The sequence below is a fragment of the Pseudomonas fluorescens genome, assembly GCF_902497995.1.
Lineage (GTDB): Bacteria > Pseudomonadota > Gammaproteobacteria > Pseudomonadales > Pseudomonadaceae > Aquipseudomonas > Aquipseudomonas fluorescens_BK.
The window spans coordinates 380,266-395,493 of the sequence record NZ_CABVII010000001.1; the positions used below are offsets into that span (position 1 = coordinate 380,266).

General features: G+C 61.4%; 17 protein-coding genes and 1 pseudogene. 12 read left to right on the forward strand and 6 right to left on the reverse strand.

The window, feature by feature from the left end; all coding sequences use genetic code 11:
* Positions 1–11 precede the first annotated feature (11 nt).
* Positions 12–167 (reverse strand): annotated as a pseudogene (locus F8N80_RS32075) (ABC transporter ATP-binding protein); the annotation flags it as partial.
* A gap of 154 nt (positions 168–321) precedes the next feature.
* Complete coding sequence (locus F8N80_RS01800; protein ID WP_150783090.1) at positions 322–885, reverse strand: helix-turn-helix domain-containing protein; 564 nt, start codon at positions 883–885, stop codon at positions 322–324.
* On the opposite strand from F8N80_RS01800, the gene F8N80_RS01805 reads away from it, so the two are divergent.
* The 7 genes from F8N80_RS01805 (at position 880) to F8N80_RS01835 (ending at position 8,229) form a co-directional block, all read left to right on the forward strand.
* Positions 880–1,905 (forward strand): DMT family transporter, encoded by a 1,026-nt coding sequence (locus tag F8N80_RS01805; protein ID WP_150783091.1) that lies wholly within the window; start codon positions 880–882, stop codon positions 1,903–1,905. The two genes, F8N80_RS01800 and F8N80_RS01805, sit on opposite strands and share 6 nt — an antisense overlap.
* A gap of 254 nt (positions 1,906–2,159) precedes the next feature.
* Positions 2,160–5,078, forward strand: coding sequence for a monovalent cation/H+ antiporter subunit A (locus F8N80_RS01810; protein WP_150745180.1), 2,919 nt, complete (start codon positions 2,160–2,162; stop codon positions 5,076–5,078).
* The gene (locus F8N80_RS01815) at positions 5,078–5,422 is read left to right on the forward strand and encodes a Na+/H+ antiporter subunit C (protein WP_007986256.1); all 345 of its coding nucleotides are present in this window, start codon (positions 5,078–5,080) and stop codon (positions 5,420–5,422) included. The genes F8N80_RS01810 and F8N80_RS01815 overlap by 1 nt, the downstream gene beginning before the upstream one ends.
* Positions 5,419–7,104, forward strand: coding sequence for a monovalent cation/H+ antiporter subunit D (locus F8N80_RS01820; RefSeq protein ID WP_150783092.1), 1,686 nt, complete (start codon positions 5,419–5,421; stop codon positions 7,102–7,104). The genes F8N80_RS01815 and F8N80_RS01820 overlap by 4 nt, the downstream gene beginning before the upstream one ends.
* Positions 7,101–7,589 (forward strand): Na+/H+ antiporter subunit E, encoded by a 489-nt coding sequence (locus F8N80_RS01825; protein WP_150783093.1) that lies wholly within the window; start codon positions 7,101–7,103, stop codon positions 7,587–7,589. The genes F8N80_RS01820 and F8N80_RS01825 overlap by 4 nt, the downstream gene beginning before the upstream one ends.
* Entirely contained in the window at positions 7,586–7,864 is a 279-nt protein-coding gene (locus F8N80_RS01830) for a K+/H+ antiporter subunit F (protein WP_045060409.1), read from the forward strand. The genes F8N80_RS01825 and F8N80_RS01830 overlap by 4 nt, the downstream gene beginning before the upstream one ends.
* A complete protein-coding gene (locus F8N80_RS01835; protein WP_150745183.1) occupies positions 7,861–8,229 on the forward strand; it encodes a Na+/H+ antiporter subunit G in 369 nt (122 codons plus the stop codon). Before F8N80_RS01830 ends, F8N80_RS01835 begins: the two co-directional genes overlap by 4 nt.
* 137 nt (positions 8,230–8,366) lie before the next feature.
* Here F8N80_RS01835 and F8N80_RS01840 read toward each other — a convergent pair whose 3' ends face one another.
* On the reverse strand, positions 8,367–8,804 hold the full coding sequence (locus F8N80_RS01840; RefSeq protein ID WP_150745184.1) for a DUF3995 domain-containing protein: 438 nt from the start codon (positions 8,802–8,804) through the stop codon (positions 8,367–8,369).
* A gap of 93 nt (positions 8,805–8,897) precedes the next feature.
* On the opposite strand from F8N80_RS01840, the gene F8N80_RS01845 reads away from it, so the two are divergent.
* The gene (locus F8N80_RS01845) at positions 8,898–9,284 is read left to right on the forward strand and encodes a DUF2946 domain-containing protein (protein ID WP_150745185.1); all 387 of its coding nucleotides are present in this window, start codon (positions 8,898–8,900) and stop codon (positions 9,282–9,284) included.
* Between the two features lie 89 nt (positions 9,285–9,373).
* Positions 9,374–11,506 (forward strand): TonB-dependent receptor, encoded by a 2,133-nt coding sequence (locus tag F8N80_RS01850; protein WP_150783094.1) that lies wholly within the window; start codon positions 9,374–9,376, stop codon positions 11,504–11,506.
* A 62-nt stretch (positions 11,507–11,568) separates the two neighbouring features.
* On the opposite strand, the gene F8N80_RS01855 is transcribed toward F8N80_RS01850, so the two are convergent.
* Positions 11,569–12,585 carry an ABC transporter substrate-binding protein gene (locus F8N80_RS01855; RefSeq protein WP_150783095.1) on the reverse strand — a complete coding sequence of 339 codons (1,017 nt, stop codon included), beginning with the start codon at positions 12,583–12,585 and terminating at the stop codon, positions 11,569–11,571.
* Between the two features lie 114 nt (positions 12,586–12,699).
* Positions 12,700–13,170, reverse strand: a complete 471-nt coding sequence (locus tag F8N80_RS01860; protein WP_150745188.1) for a hypothetical protein — start codon at positions 13,168–13,170, stop codon at positions 12,700–12,702.
* Between the two features lie 411 nt (positions 13,171–13,581).
* Between F8N80_RS01860 and F8N80_RS01865 the strand changes: the two genes are divergently transcribed.
* The 3 genes from F8N80_RS01865 (at position 13,582) to F8N80_RS01875 (ending at position 14,589) form a co-directional block, all read left to right on the forward strand.
* Positions 13,582–13,830 carry a hypothetical protein gene (locus F8N80_RS01865; RefSeq protein ID WP_150745189.1) on the forward strand — a complete coding sequence of 83 codons (249 nt, stop codon included), beginning with the start codon at positions 13,582–13,584 and terminating at the stop codon, positions 13,828–13,830.
* A 158-nt stretch (positions 13,831–13,988) separates the two neighbouring features.
* Positions 13,989–14,219 carry a hypothetical protein gene (locus F8N80_RS01870; RefSeq protein ID WP_150745190.1) on the forward strand — a complete coding sequence of 77 codons (231 nt, stop codon included), beginning with the start codon at positions 13,989–13,991 and terminating at the stop codon, positions 14,217–14,219.
* Between the two features lie 130 nt (positions 14,220–14,349).
* Positions 14,350–14,589 (forward strand): DUF2789 domain-containing protein, encoded by a 240-nt coding sequence (locus F8N80_RS01875; RefSeq protein ID WP_150745191.1) that lies wholly within the window; start codon positions 14,350–14,352, stop codon positions 14,587–14,589.
* Positions 14,590–14,792: 203 nt separating this feature from the next.
* On the opposite strand, the gene F8N80_RS01880 is transcribed toward F8N80_RS01875, so the two are convergent.
* The gene (locus F8N80_RS01880) at positions 14,793–15,197 is read right to left on the reverse strand and encodes a TraR/DksA family transcriptional regulator (RefSeq protein ID WP_007907888.1); all 405 of its coding nucleotides are present in this window, start codon (positions 15,195–15,197) and stop codon (positions 14,793–14,795) included.
* Positions 15,198–15,228: the final 31 nt, after the last annotated feature.

Sequence of the window (15,228 nt, forward strand, 5' to 3'; positions counted from 1 at the left end):
GTTCTCGCTGGTTAGTGTTTGCCTGAATGGAAATCGTGCAGGTCGCCTCGAGTCAACAATGCCTTGGTGCTGCCGGACTGGGCAACGATCTCGAAAATCTCCTGGACGATAATAGGCGCCAAACCCATGGAAGGGTCATCAAGCAGTACCAAAGTAGGACGTACGACGCCCATTACCTGTGGGAGCGGGCTTGCTCGCGAAGGCGTTGCATCAGTCGACATAAATGCTGAATGACACACCGTCTTCGCGAGCAAGCCCGCTCCCACAGGGGGATGTGTGTTGTGTTGGCAAAGTGTCTATCCGGTGTGGATCGGCAACGAGTCAGATCACCACGTTTCTCACGAATCGCGCCGCCACTGCCCCATCGTTGCGATAGGCATAAGGCTGGTTGCTGGCAAACATATAGAACTCCCCGGCGGCAATCTCGTGTGGCGTGTCGCCGAGCATCAGGGTCAGACAGCCTTCGAACACGTAGATCTGCTCGCTCCAGCCATCGGCATCCGGTTGCGACGGGTAAATTTCGCCCGGTTGCAGGCACCATTCCCATTGTTCCACTTCGCGGGTGGCGATGGCTTTGGACAGTAAAACGGCTTTGCTGCCGGGAATCGTACCGGCCCAGACCACTTCGTTGATGCGACTGGGGTCGCGGGCGTCCGGGGCCTGGATCAGGTCGCTGAAGGCAACGTCCAGTGCTTCAGCCACCCGATCGAGCGTGGTCAGGCTGACGTTCTTCTCACCGGCCTCGATGGCCACCAGCATTCGCCTGCTGACCCCGGACTTTTCAGCCAGCGCGGTCTGGCTCATGTCGGCGGCATGGCGCAAGCGTCGAACGTTCTGGCTGACGTGCTGCAGGACGGAAGCCCGCTGCGTGGAATCTTTGTGCACTATATTGCTCACTCGGTGGGGTTGGGCAGTATACTGCGCAACATTCGACGCATTGTGCGTCGCCCTCAGGTAGCGCGCAAGGTCATGACGTCGGTGAACTCCTCCTCTACTTCTCCCTGGTTCTCACGGTTCAGCAAGGCCGAGTGCGTGCTGGTGCTGATCACCATGGTCTGGGGTGGCACCTTTTTGTTGGTGCAGCATGCGATGACCGTCAGCGGGCCGATGTTCTTTGTCGGCCTGCGCTTTGCCGCGGCGGCGATCATAGTCTCGTTGTTCTCCTGGCGGCACCTGCGGGAACTGACCCTGTTCGAACTCAAGGCCGGGGCCTTTATCGGCGTCGCGATCATGCTCGGTTACGGCTTGCAGACCGTGGGCCTGCAGAGCATTCCCAGCAGTCAGTCGGCTTTCATTACTGCGCTGTACGTGCCCTTCGTGCCCTTGCTGCAATGGCTGGTGCTGGGGCGGCGTCCGGGGCTGATGCCGAGCATCGGGATCATGCTGGCGTTTACCGGGTTGATGCTGCTGTCCGGGCCTGCCGGAGCTTCTTTCAATTTCAGTCCGGGTGAAATCGCCACGCTGATCAGCGCCGTGGCGATTGCGGCGGAGATTATCTTGATCAGTACCTACGCCGGCCGGGTCGATGTGCGCCGGGTGACGGTGGTGCAACTGGCGGTGACGTCGGTATTGTCGTTCCTGCTGGTGGTGCCTACCCGGGAAGTGATTCCGGACTTTTCCTGGTTGCTGTTGTGCAGTGCGCTTGGGTTGGGCGCGGCCAGTGCCGCGATTCAAGTGGCGATGAACTGGGCGCAGAAGAGCGTTTCGCCGACCCGGGCGACCTTGATCTATGCCGGTGAGCCAGTGTGGGCCGGGATTGTCGGGCGGATCGCCGGGGAGCGGTTGCCGGCGATTGCGTTGCTGGGGGCGGGGTTGATTGTGGCGGCGGTGATTGTCAGTGAGTTGAAGACCAGGGGGAAGGTTGTGGCGGTTGAGGAAGAGATGGAACAGGAAATTCAAGGTTAAGCTTCAAGACTTGAAGCGTCTGGCAGATCGCCTTCGCGAGCAAGCCCGCTCCCACAGGGGTTTGTGAACGCAGCAGATCCAATGTGGGAGCGGGCTTGCTCGCGAAGGGGCCAGACCTGCTCAACACAGCCCTTCGAAACAATGTGAATCATGCTTTTTCCATCTACCTTGTAGGATTCTGCGACAGCTTGGCGTTTGGTGATCCGGGGACTGGCACGTATGATGCTTCACAAACTTCCGCAGATTAGAAGCCTATGTCCCTGATAGTTCTACTGCTTCTGCCCTTTGTCGGCAGCTGTCTGGCAGCCCTGTTGCCACACAACGCGCGTAACGCCGAATCCTTGCTGGCTGGCCTGGTTGCCCTGATCGGCACCATTCAGGTGGCCCTGCTATTTCCACAAATCGCCAATGGCGGTGTGATTCGCGAAGAATTTTTCTGGCTACCGAGCCTGGGCCTGAACTTCGTGCTGCGCATGGACGGTTTCGCCTGGCTGTTCTCGATGCTGGTGCTGGGCATCGGCACCCTGGTTTCACTGTACGCCCGCTATTACATGTCGCCGGACGATCCGGTGCCACGCTTCTTCGCGTTTTTCCTGGCGTTCATGGGCGCCATGCTCGGCCTGGTAATCTCCGGCAACCTGATCCAGATCGTGTTTTTCTGGGAGCTGACCAGCCTCTTCTCGTTCCTGTTGATCGGCTACTGGCACCACCGCGCCGATGCACGGCGCGGCGCCTACATGGCGCTGATGGTCACCGGTGCCGGCGGTTTGTGCCTGCTGGCGGGGGTCATGCTGCTGGGCCATGTGGTCGGCAGCTATGACCTGGACCAGGTCCTGGCCGCCGGCGAGCTGATTCGCGCACATGCCCTCTACCCTATCCTGCTGCCCCTGATCCTGATCGGCGCCCTGAGCAAAAGCGCGCAATTCCCCTTCCACTTCTGGCTGCCCCACGCCATGGCGGCGCCGACACCGGTCTCGGCCTATCTGCACTCGGCGACCATGGTCAAGGCCGGGGTATTTCTGCTCGCACGGCTGTGGCCGTCGCTGTCCGGCAGCGAAGAATGGTTCTACATCGTCAGCGGCGCCGGCGCCTGCACCCTGTTGCTCGGTGCGTACTGCGCGATGTTCCAGAATGACCTCAAGGGCCTGCTGGCCTATTCGACCATCAGCCACCTGGGCCTGATTACCCTGCTGCTGGGGCTGAACAGTCCGCTGGCCGCTGTCGCCGCGGTGTTCCATATTTTCAACCATGCCACGTTCAAGGCCTCGCTGTTCATGGCCGCGGGGATCATCGACCACGAAAGCGGCACCCGCGACATTCGCAAGCTCAGCGGCCTGATCAAGCTGATTCCGTTCACCGCCACCCTGGCCATGGTCGCCAGTGCCTCGATGGCCGGGGTGCCGCTGCTCAACGGCTTCCTCTCCAAAGAGATGTTCTTCGCCGAAACCGTGTTCATCAACGCGACGGCCTGGATCGAGTTGACCCTGCCGATCGTCGCAACCATCGCCGGCACGTTCAGCGTCGCCTACTCCCTGCGCTTCACGGTCGATGTGTTCTTCGGCCCGACCGCCACCGACCTGCCGCACACCCCGCATGAACCGCCACGCTGGATGCGCGCGCCGGTGGAGTTGCTGGTGTTCGCCTGCCTGATCGTGGGGATTTTCCCGGCGCAGGTGGTCGGCCCGCTGCTGGCCGCCGCGGCGCAGCCCGTCGTGGGCGGCGTCTTGCCGCAATACAGCCTGGCGATCTGGCACGGCTGGAACGCGCCGATGATCATGAGCCTGGTCGCCATGTCCGGCGGCATCGTGCTCTACCTGCTGCTGCGCAACCAGCTCAAGCGCGGGCGCTTCAAGTACCCGCCGCTGATCGGCCGGTTCAATGGCAAGCGCCTGTTCGAGCGCAGCCTGGTGGTCATGATGCGCCTGGCCCGGCGCCTGGAGCGGCGGATCAGCACCAAACGCCTGCAGACCCAGCTGTTCCTGGTCGTGCTCGCCGCCGTACTGGCCGGGTTGATCCCGATGTTGCACAGCAGCTTGAGCTGGGGCGACCGCCCGAAGATTGCGGGTTCGATCGTGTTCGTGACCTTGTGGCTGCTGGCGATTGCCTGCGCCCTCGGCGCGGCCTGGCAGGCCAAGTATCACCGGCTCGCCGCCCTGACCATGGTCAGCGTCTGCGGCCTGATGACGTGCATTACCTTCGTCTGGTTCTCGGCGCCAGACCTGGCCCTGACGCAACTGGTGGTCGAAGTGGTGACCACCGTGCTGATCCTGCTGGGCCTGCGCTGGTTGCCGCGGCGGATCGAAGAGGTCTCGCCGCTGCCGAGCACGCTGCGCAAGGCACGCATTCGCCGTTTGCGCGACTTGCTGCTGTCGATCGCCGTCGGTGGCGGCATGGCGCTGCTGTCCTACGCCATGCTGACGCGCCAGACCCCGAACGACATTTCTTCGTTCTACCTCAGTCGCGCCCTGCCCGAAGGCGGCGGCAGCAACGTGGTCAACGTGATGCTGGTGGACTTCCGTGGCTTCGACACCCTTGGCGAAATCACGGTGCTGGCGGCCGTGGCGCTGACCGTGTTCGCCCTGCTGCGACGCTTCCGCCCGCCGAAGGAAAGCCTGCAATTGCCGGCCCAGCAGCGCCTGCTGGCGCCCGACGTGGTCACCGATCTGGTCAACCCGCGTCACGCCAGCGACACCGCGCTCGGCTTCATGATGGTGCCGGCAGTACTGGTGCGCCTGCTGTTGCCGATTGCCTTCGTGGTGTCGGTCTACCTGTTCATGCGCGGCCACAATCAGCCGGGTGGCGGGTTTGTCGCGGGGCTGGTGATGTCGGTGGCGTTCATCCTGCAATACATGGTCGCCGGCACCCAGTGGGTCGAGGCGCAGATGAGCCTGCGTCCGCTGCGCTGGATGGGCACCGGCCTGCTGTTCGCCACGCTCACCGGCCTGGGTGCGATGGCGGTCGGTTATCCGTTCCTGACCACCCACACCTGGCACTTCGAACTGCCGGTGCTGGGTGATATTCACATCGCCAGCGCCCTGTTCTTCGACGTCGGCGTGTACTCGGTGGTGGTCGGTTCGACCCTGTTGATCCTCACCGCCCTCGCCCACCAATCGGTACGGGGTCACAAGACTGCGGCCCTGCCCAGAGCCGTCGCCACCCAAGGGGCCGTCTGATGGAAGAAGTCATCGCAATCGCCATCGGCGTACTGGCCGCGTCCGGCGTCTGGCTGATCCTGCGCCCGCGCACGTTCCAGGTGGTCATGGGCCTGTGCCTGCTGTCCTACGGCGTCAACCTGTTCATCTTCAGCATGGGCAGCCTGTTCATCGGCAAGGAGCCGATCATCAAGGACGGCGTGCCCCAGGATTTGCTGCATTACACCGACCCGCTGCCGCAAGCGCTGGTGCTGACGGCGATCGTCATCAGTTTCGCCATGACCGCGCTGTTCCTGGTGGTGTTGCTTGCGTCCCGAGGCCTGACCGGCACCGACCATGTGGATGGCCGGGAGCCTAAAGAATGAACCTGATGCCGCACCTGATCGCCGCACCGATTCTGCTGCCGCTGCTGACCGCCGCCGTGATGCTGATGCTGGGCGAGAAACACCGGCCGCTGAAGGCCAAAATCAACCTGCTTTCCAGCCTGGTGGGTCTGGGCATCGCCGTGCTGTTGCTGCAATGGACCCAGGACACCGGCGTGCCCGGCTCCATCGGCGTGTACCTGCCGGGCAACTGGCAAGCGCCGTTCGGCATCGTGCTGGTGGTCGATCGCCTGTCGGCGCTGATGCTGGTGCTGACCGGGATCATCGGCGTCAGCGCCCTGCTGTTCGCCATGGCCCGCTGGGATGGCGCCGGTTCGAGTTTCCACGCGCTGTTCCAGATCCAGATGATGGGCCTGTATGGCGCGTTCCTGACGGCGGACCTGTTCAACCTGTTCGTGTTCTTCGAAGTGCTGCTGGCCGCCTCTTACGGCCTGATGCTCCACGGTTCGGGCCGTTCGCGGGTGTCGGCGGGGCTGCATTACATCTCGATCAACCTGCTGGCCTCGTCGCTGTTCCTGATTGGCGCGGCGCTGATCTACGGCGTCACCGGCACCCTGAACATGGCCGACCTGGCGCTGAAAATCCCCCTGGTGCCTGAAGCCGATCGCGGCCTGCTGCACGCCGGCGCGGCGATTCTCGCCGTGGCGTTCCTGGCCAAGGCCGGGATGTGGCCGCTGAACTTCTGGCTGGTCCCGGCCTATTGCGCCGCCAGCGCCCCGGTGGCGGCGATGTTCGCGATCATGACCAAGGTCGGCGTGTACACCCTGCTGCGCCTGTGGACCCTATTGTTCTCCGGCCAGGCCGGCGCGTCGGCGTATTTTGGCGGCGACTGGCTGATCTACGGCGGCATGGCGACCATCGTCTGTGCGGCGGTAGCGATCCTCGCCGCACAACGCCTGGAGCGCCTGGCCAGCCTGAGCATCCTGGTGTCGGCGGGGATCCTGCTGGCGGCCATCGGTTTCGCCCAACCCAACCTGATCGGCGCGGCACTGTTCTACCTGGTCAGCTCGACCCTGGCCTTGAGCGCACTGTTCCTGCTGGCCGAGTTGATCGAGCGTTCGCGTTCAGCCAATGAAATGCCGCTGTTCGATGACGGCGACCTGCTGCCGAGGCCGCTGGAATCCCTGCAGCCGCCCAAAGGCATCAACCTCGACGACGAACAGAAAGCCGTGGTCGGCCAGGTGATTCCCTGGACCATGGCCTTCCTGGGCTTGAGTTTCATCGCCTGCTCGCTGCTGATCATCGGCATGCCGCCGCTCTCCGGCTTCATCGGCAAACTCGGCTTGCTCAGTGCCCTGCTCAACCCGCTGGGCCTGGGTCATTCCGGCGATGTGCCGGTGTCGAACGCGGCGTGGGGATTGCTGGCGCTGCTGATCGTTTCCGGACTGGCATCGTTGATTGCCTTCTCGCGCCTGGGGATCCAGCGTTTCTGGACCCCTGAAGAACGGCCATCGCCTTTGCTGCGTCGTTTCGAATGCGTGCCGATCATCGCGCTGCTGGGTTTGAGCATCGCGCTCACGTTCAAGGCCGAGCCGCTGCTGCGCTACACCCAGGCCGCCGCTGACGCCCTGAACAACCCGCAGCAATACGTGATGGCGGTGCTCGGTACCCGCGCGATTCCAGGTCCCGAAGCCAAAGCCGCGCTTGCCGAGGTGCAACCATGAAGCGTCTGTTTCCCGCGCCGTGGTTGTCCCTGGCACTGGGGTTATTGTGGTTGGTGCTGAACCAGTCGATGAGTCCCGGCAATCTGTTGTTGGGCGCGGTGCTGGGGTTCTGTGCGCCGTTGATGATGCGCAAACTGCGTCCGCTGCCGATCCGCATTCGTCGTCCCGGCGTCATCCTGCGCTTGTTCCTGCTGCTCGGGCGCGATGTGCTGGTGTCCAACCTCGTCGTGGCCTGGGGCGTGCTCAACGCCGGGCGCCGCCCACCGCGCTCACGCTTCATCAAGGTGCCACTGGACCTGCGCGATGCCAACGGCCTGGCGGCGCTGGCGATGATCTGCACCGTGGTCCCCGGCACCGTCTGGTCGGAGCTGGCGCTGGATCGCAGCATCCTGTTGCTGCACGTGTTCGACCTGAATGACGAAGCGCTGTTCATCCAGCACTTCAAGGCGACCTACGAGCGCCCCTTGATGGAGATCTTCGAATGAGCCCGTTGCTGTCGAACGCGATCCTGCTGAGCCTGTTCATCTTTTCCCTGGCGATGGTGCTGACCCTGATCCGGCTGTTCAAGGGCCCGTCGGCCCAGGACCGGGTCCTGGCCCTGGATTACCTATACATCGTCGCCATGCTGATGATGCTGACCCTGGGCATTCGTTATGCCAGTGACACCTACTTCGAGGCGGCGTTGCTGATCGCCCTGTTCGGCTTCGTCGGCTCGTTTGCCCTGGCCAAATTCCTGCTGCGTGGCGAGGTGATCGAATGACTATGCAACTGTCGCTGTGGGTGGAGATTCCGGTGGCGATCCTGCTGGTGCTCGGCAGCCTGTTTGCGCTGATCGGTGCCGTCGGGCTGCTGCGGATGAAGGATTATTTCCAGCGCATGCACCCGCCGGCCCTGGCCTCGACACTCGGCGCGTGGTGCGCGGCATTGGCCTCGATCATTTATTTTTCCGCGCTCAAGTCAGGGCCGGTGCTGCATGCCTGGCTGATTCCGATTCTGCTGGCGATCACGGTGCCGGTGACCACCTTGCTGCTGGCGCGGGCGGCGTTGTTCCGCAAGCGCATGGCGGGGGATGATGTGCCGGCGGAGGTGAGTAGTCGGCGTACGGAAAGCGGGAGTCAGGTTTAAAGAATTGTGTTGATAGACAGCGCCTCTTCGCGGGCAAGCCCGCTCCCACATTTGATCTTCGTCGTACACAAAATCCATGTTCACTGAAGATTAAGTGTGGGAGCGGGCTTGCTCGCGAAGGCGCCAGTCGGGGCAACTCAGATCCAGGCAACCGCCAACAACCCCGCCCCCAACACCACACACAACGGCGAATAGGCCCAGGTATCGAGCCGGGCAAACCGCGAATCCTTGACCTGCTTGAAGAACCCCACCAGATTCGAATCGCCGATCGCCCGGGCGAACATCAGTATCGCGATGGCGCTGATCACCCATTGCAGCCACCCGTGATGCACCAGGGGCAGATACAGGCCGACCCGCAGGCACACCAGCATCGCGATCAGCAGCAAGCCGACCGCCACCAGCAGCGTGGCAAAGCCCGAAGGCTTGAACGCCGGCCTGGACGCTGCACCGCTCTCGCCGGGCACGCGCGGTACTGCGACCTCGCTACCGATCTTGCCCCCCGCCGCCCAGTACAGGTGGATCAGGCTGATCAACAGGAAGATGGCAGCCATCCCTTGCGCAATAATCAGGCTCATGTTCAGACGTCCGGCGTGAAATGTCGCAGCAGGATGAACTTCCCTGAACGATTTTGTAAGCGTTGGTGATCGACGGTGGTAAAGTGCCGCTCCATGAAAATCCCCCGCACCGATCGCTCGCTCATTGCCTGGATGCTCTATTGCTGCGTCCTGTTCAATGTGTTCGCCTGCAGCATCGGTCACGGGCAAATGGTCGGGGAGCAGCTCAACGGCATCGGCGGCCAGTTCTGTACGGTCGACCCGGCCACCCAGGCCCCGGCATCGTCGAACCCTTCCGAAGACAAACTGCCGACCCTGTCCAAGGCCTTCGGCTGTCCGCTGTGCTCTACGGGCGGCATGGGGCCGGCGCTCAACTCCAGCCTGACCCTGGCGATTCTCCCCGAGCAACACAGCCCGCCATTGGCCGTCATCGCCAGTGCCGACCTCCCTGCCCGCTTCACCTGGCCTTCGGCCAACCCTCGCGCCCCGCCTTTCGCCTGAGTTTCCTTGCCTTTTCCGATCAGCCCACTGCGCCAACGCGTGGCGTTCGCCTGTGCGCTGACTCTTAGCCAAGCATTCAGGATTCATCGATGAAAACCATCCCTTTGCTGGCAAGCCTGTTCGGCTGCCTGTCCGTCAATGCCTGGGCGCAACACACGCTCGACCTCGCGCCCGTCACTATTGAGGGTGAAACCACCCCTGAGCCGGGCCTGAGCCTCGATCAATCCAGCGGCATGGCCTCGCGCCTGGGCCTGAGCCTGCGTGACACCCCGGCTTCGGTGGCGATCGCCAACCGCAACGACATCGAGCGTCACGGTGCGCAGAATTTCCAGGACGCCGCCAACACCTTGCCCGGCGTCAATGCCAGTGCGCCGCCGGGCTTCGGTGGATTCGTCTCGTATCGAGGGTTCACCAGCAGCCAGATCACCCAGATGTTCAATGGCATCAACGTCTCAGGCGGCCTTGCCCGGCCGGTGGATGCCTGGATCTATGACCGGGTGGAACTGGTCGGCGGCCCGTCGTCATTGATCAATGGGGCCGGCTCCGTGGGCGGCTCGCTGAATTACGTGACCAAACTGGCCACCCGTGAAGAGCAAGCCGTCGAAGGTCGGGTCAGCTACGGCACTTATGACACCACCGAGACCGCGTTCGGCCTCAACCATGCCCTGAGCGATGCCCGTTCGGACGTGCAGCACTATGCCCGCGTCGACGTCAGCCACAACGCCGGCAACGGTTACATCGACCGCCAGGAACGCGATGCGTGGAGCGTGGCGTTCTCCTTGCTCAGCGACCTGACACCGAACCTGTCCCACACCCTGGCCCTGGAATATCAGGACGAGCACGAAGACAGTCCTTATTGGGGCACACCGGTACTCAATCCCAAGGCCGGCGAACTGAAAATCGACAGGCACAACCGCTTCAACAACTACAACGTCGAGGATGGCCGCTATGAACAACGGACGATCTGGGTCCGCTCGATCATCGACTACCGGATCAACGACAGCACCAGCCTGCGCAATACCCTCTATCACCTCGACAGCCAGCGCGACTACCGCAACCTGGAAACCTACCAGTACAACGCCGACAACAGCGCGGTGAACCGCTCCACTGCGTATCAGGTGCGGCACCAGGGCGAGCAGAACGGCAACCAGTTCCAATTGCGCCACGACAACCACCTGTTCGGCCTGGAGACCACCTGGTCCGGCGGTTTCGAGTACAAGGTCAACCAGACCACCAACTCGCCGCTGAACGTCAAAGGTGCAAGCACTGTCGATCCGAACCATTTTGAGCCGGGGCATTTCTATGACATCCCGGGCACCCGGCCGGGGTTTGTCAGCGACAAGAGCAACGAAGTCACGACCAAGGCCTTGTTCGTCGAAAACCGCCTTGCGCTGACTGACAAGCTGGCGTTGCTGACCGGACTGCGTTACGACGACATCGACCTGGACGTGACCAATCACCGGCAAGTGACCACCAGCAACCCCCGGCATGTAAAACGCAGCTGGGAGCCGGTAACTGGTCGAGTTGGTCTGACCTATCAGTTCATTCCCAGCGCCAATGTCTATGTGCAATACAGCACCGCCGCCGAACAGCCCAATGGCACGCAGGATTTCGACGTCTCCACCGGCAAGCAATGGGAAGTCGGCAGCAAGTTCGATTACCTGGACGGGCGTGGGTCGGCGACAGTGGCGGCGTATAGGATCGAACGCAAGGACTTCGCGGTCACCGATCCGCTGGACCCGACCCTCAGCATTCCAGTGGGGCAGCAGACATCCAGGGGCATCGAGTTGGCCAGTTCGTTGCGGATCACCGACAAGCTGCTGGCCGAGGGCAACTTTACCTGGGTCGACGCCCAATACGACGAATTCACCGAGAAGAACGCCGCGGGCGTGGTGGTGTCACGCACAGGCAACACACCGACCAATGTGCCGGACCGGGTCGGCAATCTGTGGTTGACCTATGACTTCGCGCCGCAATGGCAAAGCGGCGTCGATGCGCGGTACGTGGCGTCGGTGTTTGCCGACAGCGCCAATACCCTGACTGTGCCGTCGTACACGCTGTTTGGCACCTTCCTCAGCTATAAGGTCGACCGGCACACCACCGTCACCGGCCGGGTGCGCAACCTGACCAACGAGGTGTATGCCGAGTTTGTCCATGTGTCGCCGGCGTATTACCTGGGGACACCGCGGACCTTTGAGTTGGCGGTGCAGACCCGATTCTGAAAGCAAAGGCAAAAGCTTGCTCCGGGCGGCGTTCCGACGAAGACGGCATCAGCCTCACCACATCATTTCAACTCTGCAGCCACCTTATCCGCCACATCCGTGGGCACCCAAGCCCGCCACACATCCGGGTGCGCCTTCATGAACGCCTCCGCCGCCTGCCGTGGCGGCGTGTGTTTTTCGCTCATCTCGGCCAGCGCCTTGTTCAATGGCTCGATCGGAAAATCGACCTTGCTGAAAAACTCGGCAATCTGCGGATACTGTTTCTGGAATGGCGTGGACACACCGATGGACAGCTTCGAAGCCAGCGAGCGGGTCGGTTTCGGATCCGGATGATCGGCGTCGGTCAGGGTTTTCCAGGCTTGCGCATCGAACGGTGGTTCTTGCAGCTGAATCAGCTTGAAGCGGCCAAGCAAGGGTGTCGGCGACCAGTAATAGAACAGCACCGGCTTGCCGCGGCGTATCGACGAACTGATCTCCGCGTCCAGTGCCGCCCCTGAACCGCTGCGGAAATTCACATAGCTGTCGTCCAGGCCGTACGCCTTGAGCTTCTGCTTGTTGACCACTTCCGAGGTCCAGCCGATCGGGCTGTTGAGAAAACGTCCCTTGCCCGGGGTTTCCGGGTCGCTGAACACGCCCTTGTATCTGGGCAGGTCGCTGACACTGCGCAGGTCCGGCGCCAGCGGCTTGATGCCCTTGGCCGGGTCGCCCTTGATCACATACTCCGGCACCCACCAGCCTTCGGTCGCGCCCTTGACCGTGTCGCCCAGGCTCACCACTTTGCCTTCGGCCTCGGCCTTGACCCACACCGGACTGCGACCGGCCCATTCCTCGCCAATGACCTGAATATCATTGTTGGCCAGGGCGGTTTCCAGGGTGATGGTCGTCCCCGGCAAGGTATCGGTCGGCAAACCGTAGCCCTTCTCGACGATGATCCGCAGGATGTCGGTGATCAGGCTGCCGCTTTCCCAGTTCAGGTCGGCAAAGTGGATCGGCGCCTGGGCAGCGAACACCGGAACGGGTGACGCCAACAAACCGAACGTGGCCAGGGTAGCGGCCAGCAGCCGTCGAAATCCGTTCATGGTTTTACACCTCGTGCTGTTCACAGCAATGGCAGGATGGCCTGGCGCAAGACCGCAAAGCCTCTGAATACTCAGTCAACTGACTGTAGTAGAGGTTCCTGCTTTCGAGGGGCGTTACTCGCTGGCCTTGAAGGTCACCAGTTCACCCTTGCGCCACTTGGCAGCCTTGGCGGTAACGGCCTTGAGGGTTTTGGTCAGGCCCTCCTGCAACTGTTGGTGGGCAGCGAACACCATCACCACGCTATGACCTTCCTTGAACAGGATTGCATGGCCGTCAGGGGTGGTCACGAACGCGTAATCCCCCAGCCCGTAAACCGTCAGCTTGATTTCGCGGAACTTGATGTCCAGCTTGCCACCTTCGCGACTGGGCAGGACGGAGGCGCTGAAATGATCGCCGACCTTGAGCTTGAGTCCTGGCTTGTCGTCCACCACCAGCGCTGACTCGGTATCGATTTCGGCAATATAAATGCCTTCAGCATTCTGTTCGGTGATGTAAACGAAACGTGACTGAAACTGTTTGACCAGCTTTGCGCGCAAATCACCCAACACGAACAGCGCATGCATATCGAGATTACTTACTGCCAAGGAAACATCCCCACATCTGAAAATGATGCCGCACGCGGAAAAAGCGCGCAGCGGAAAAAAGCGGCAATGCCGAGGGTTTAGCCAAATGACCCGGTTGAAATCCTGAGGACGGGCAGAGCGCCCATCCGCCGCGAGGCGTGAAAAGACTACTAGAATGTCACTCGCGTCGTCTTGCCTGGCGTTCGTCAGAGGTTGAAGGAAAACGCCCTGCTGACGGCCAGAAAAAACGGATTACCAACTTTAAGGAAAAAACGCTAAAAAAAAAGCACTTTTCTGACATATCGCCAGCAAAAAATTGCTTTAGATAAACATCAATCGCCAACCAGTGGTGGTGATTCTAGAGCAGCGATGCTCACCGAGACTAGCCAAAACGAAGTACACGCGTCGGCAAAACAACGAAAAGGACTTCCCATGTGCACACTGACTCACTTCGCTCAACCTAAGACATCCTGCACCAGCGGTCTGGCGCCCCGGCACCCGCCGGTGTTCCAGCCCCATGACTTTCCCCCGCCGGACCTTGTCGCACCACGGTTCCAGGTGGTTCTGGCGGGCAATGCCTTCTTCCATATCAAGGAAATCTCCACGGGCCATGTAAGAGGTTTCCGCGGCGACCATAACGAAGCCTGTGCCCTCGCCCGCTCCCTCGAGTCGCGTATTTGACACCTCCCTGACATTCTTCCCTGTAGACGTTTCGTCATGCCGGCGACTTAACCAAGCCGCCGGCAGGCAACTACTGCCATACTGGCCGGCCAATGAACCGCATCCCCAGGGCGGGCGGCGTTCGACGCACCATAATATTTCCAAGGGAAGGCTGCTACGTGACGGAATTTGATATCGGTGAATTTTTTATCCGGGGCGAAGCCAGAGAGGTGGGAGGCGAATTCCAGGCAGTCATTGTCATGCGCGCCAAACCACCGCTGACCACCGTGACGTATCACCAGGTCGAGAAGGATCGCTGGTTCAAGACCTCCGACGTCGCCGCCGTCGCAGCCCGGGAAGCCGCCAAAGCCTTGAAGGTTGCCGTCGATGAAGGGGCACTGAACGCCTGATCGGCGGTTTGCAGTCTATGCTCACTCCTGCTTTCGAACATCGCTATCGAACTCCTGAAGCGCGGCTCCCTCAGATGCAATGAAGCCGCACCTCAGATCTCGCATCCGCGTGACCCGCAAGGAGATGAAGATGGAATCACCTACACACGACTTGAAAGGCTTGTTCGACCAGCTCGGTCTGGATTCCAGCGAGAACGCCATCGACGATTTCATCGCCAGCCATTCCCCGCTGCCCGATGATAAAAAACTCATCGATGCCGAGTTCTGGACGCCGCAGCAAGCTGGCTTCCTGAAAGAGCAATTGCGCGAAGACGCGGATTGGGCGCGGGTGGTCGACGACCTCAACCTGCGCATGCACCAGGTTCACTAGCCGCTGATTCAATGCAGGCTGTCGGGTGTTCCGGCATTCAAACAGTCACAGGCCTGTACATCTTTTTTACGTAACGCGTAACAATCACACGCTCCGCGAGGGGTTTTCGCAGACGACAAAAAGCATCGCGGGCAAGCCCGCCCCCACAGGCTTCGTGTTGAACCTGTGGGAGCGGGCTTGCCCGCGATGGGGGCGCTACTGAATCAGGCCTGACGCTGGTGCTTGTCGATCTGTTCGTGACGCTCTTGAGCTTCGATGCAGTACTTGGTGGTCGGGCTGATCAGCAGGCGCTTGAGGCCAATGGCCTCGCCGCTGTCGTCGCACCAGCCGAAGCTGTCTTCCTTGATGCGTTCCAGCGCCTGTTCCAACTGAGGCAGCATGCGCTGGTCGCGATCGATCGCGTTCACCAGCCAGGTGCGCTCTTCTTCGACGGAAGCAGCGTCAGCCGGATCGGCCGGGGTGTCCAGGCTCTCGATGGCGATGCGGTTCTGCTCGATGCGCTCATGGGTTTCGACTTTCATGTTCTGCAACAGCTCGGAGAAAAAAGCATGTTGCTCGGCATTCATGTAGTCATCCGCCGGCATGGCCAGCAACTTGTCCTTTGTCATTGATATCTCTATAAAAAAACGTGCATTAAGG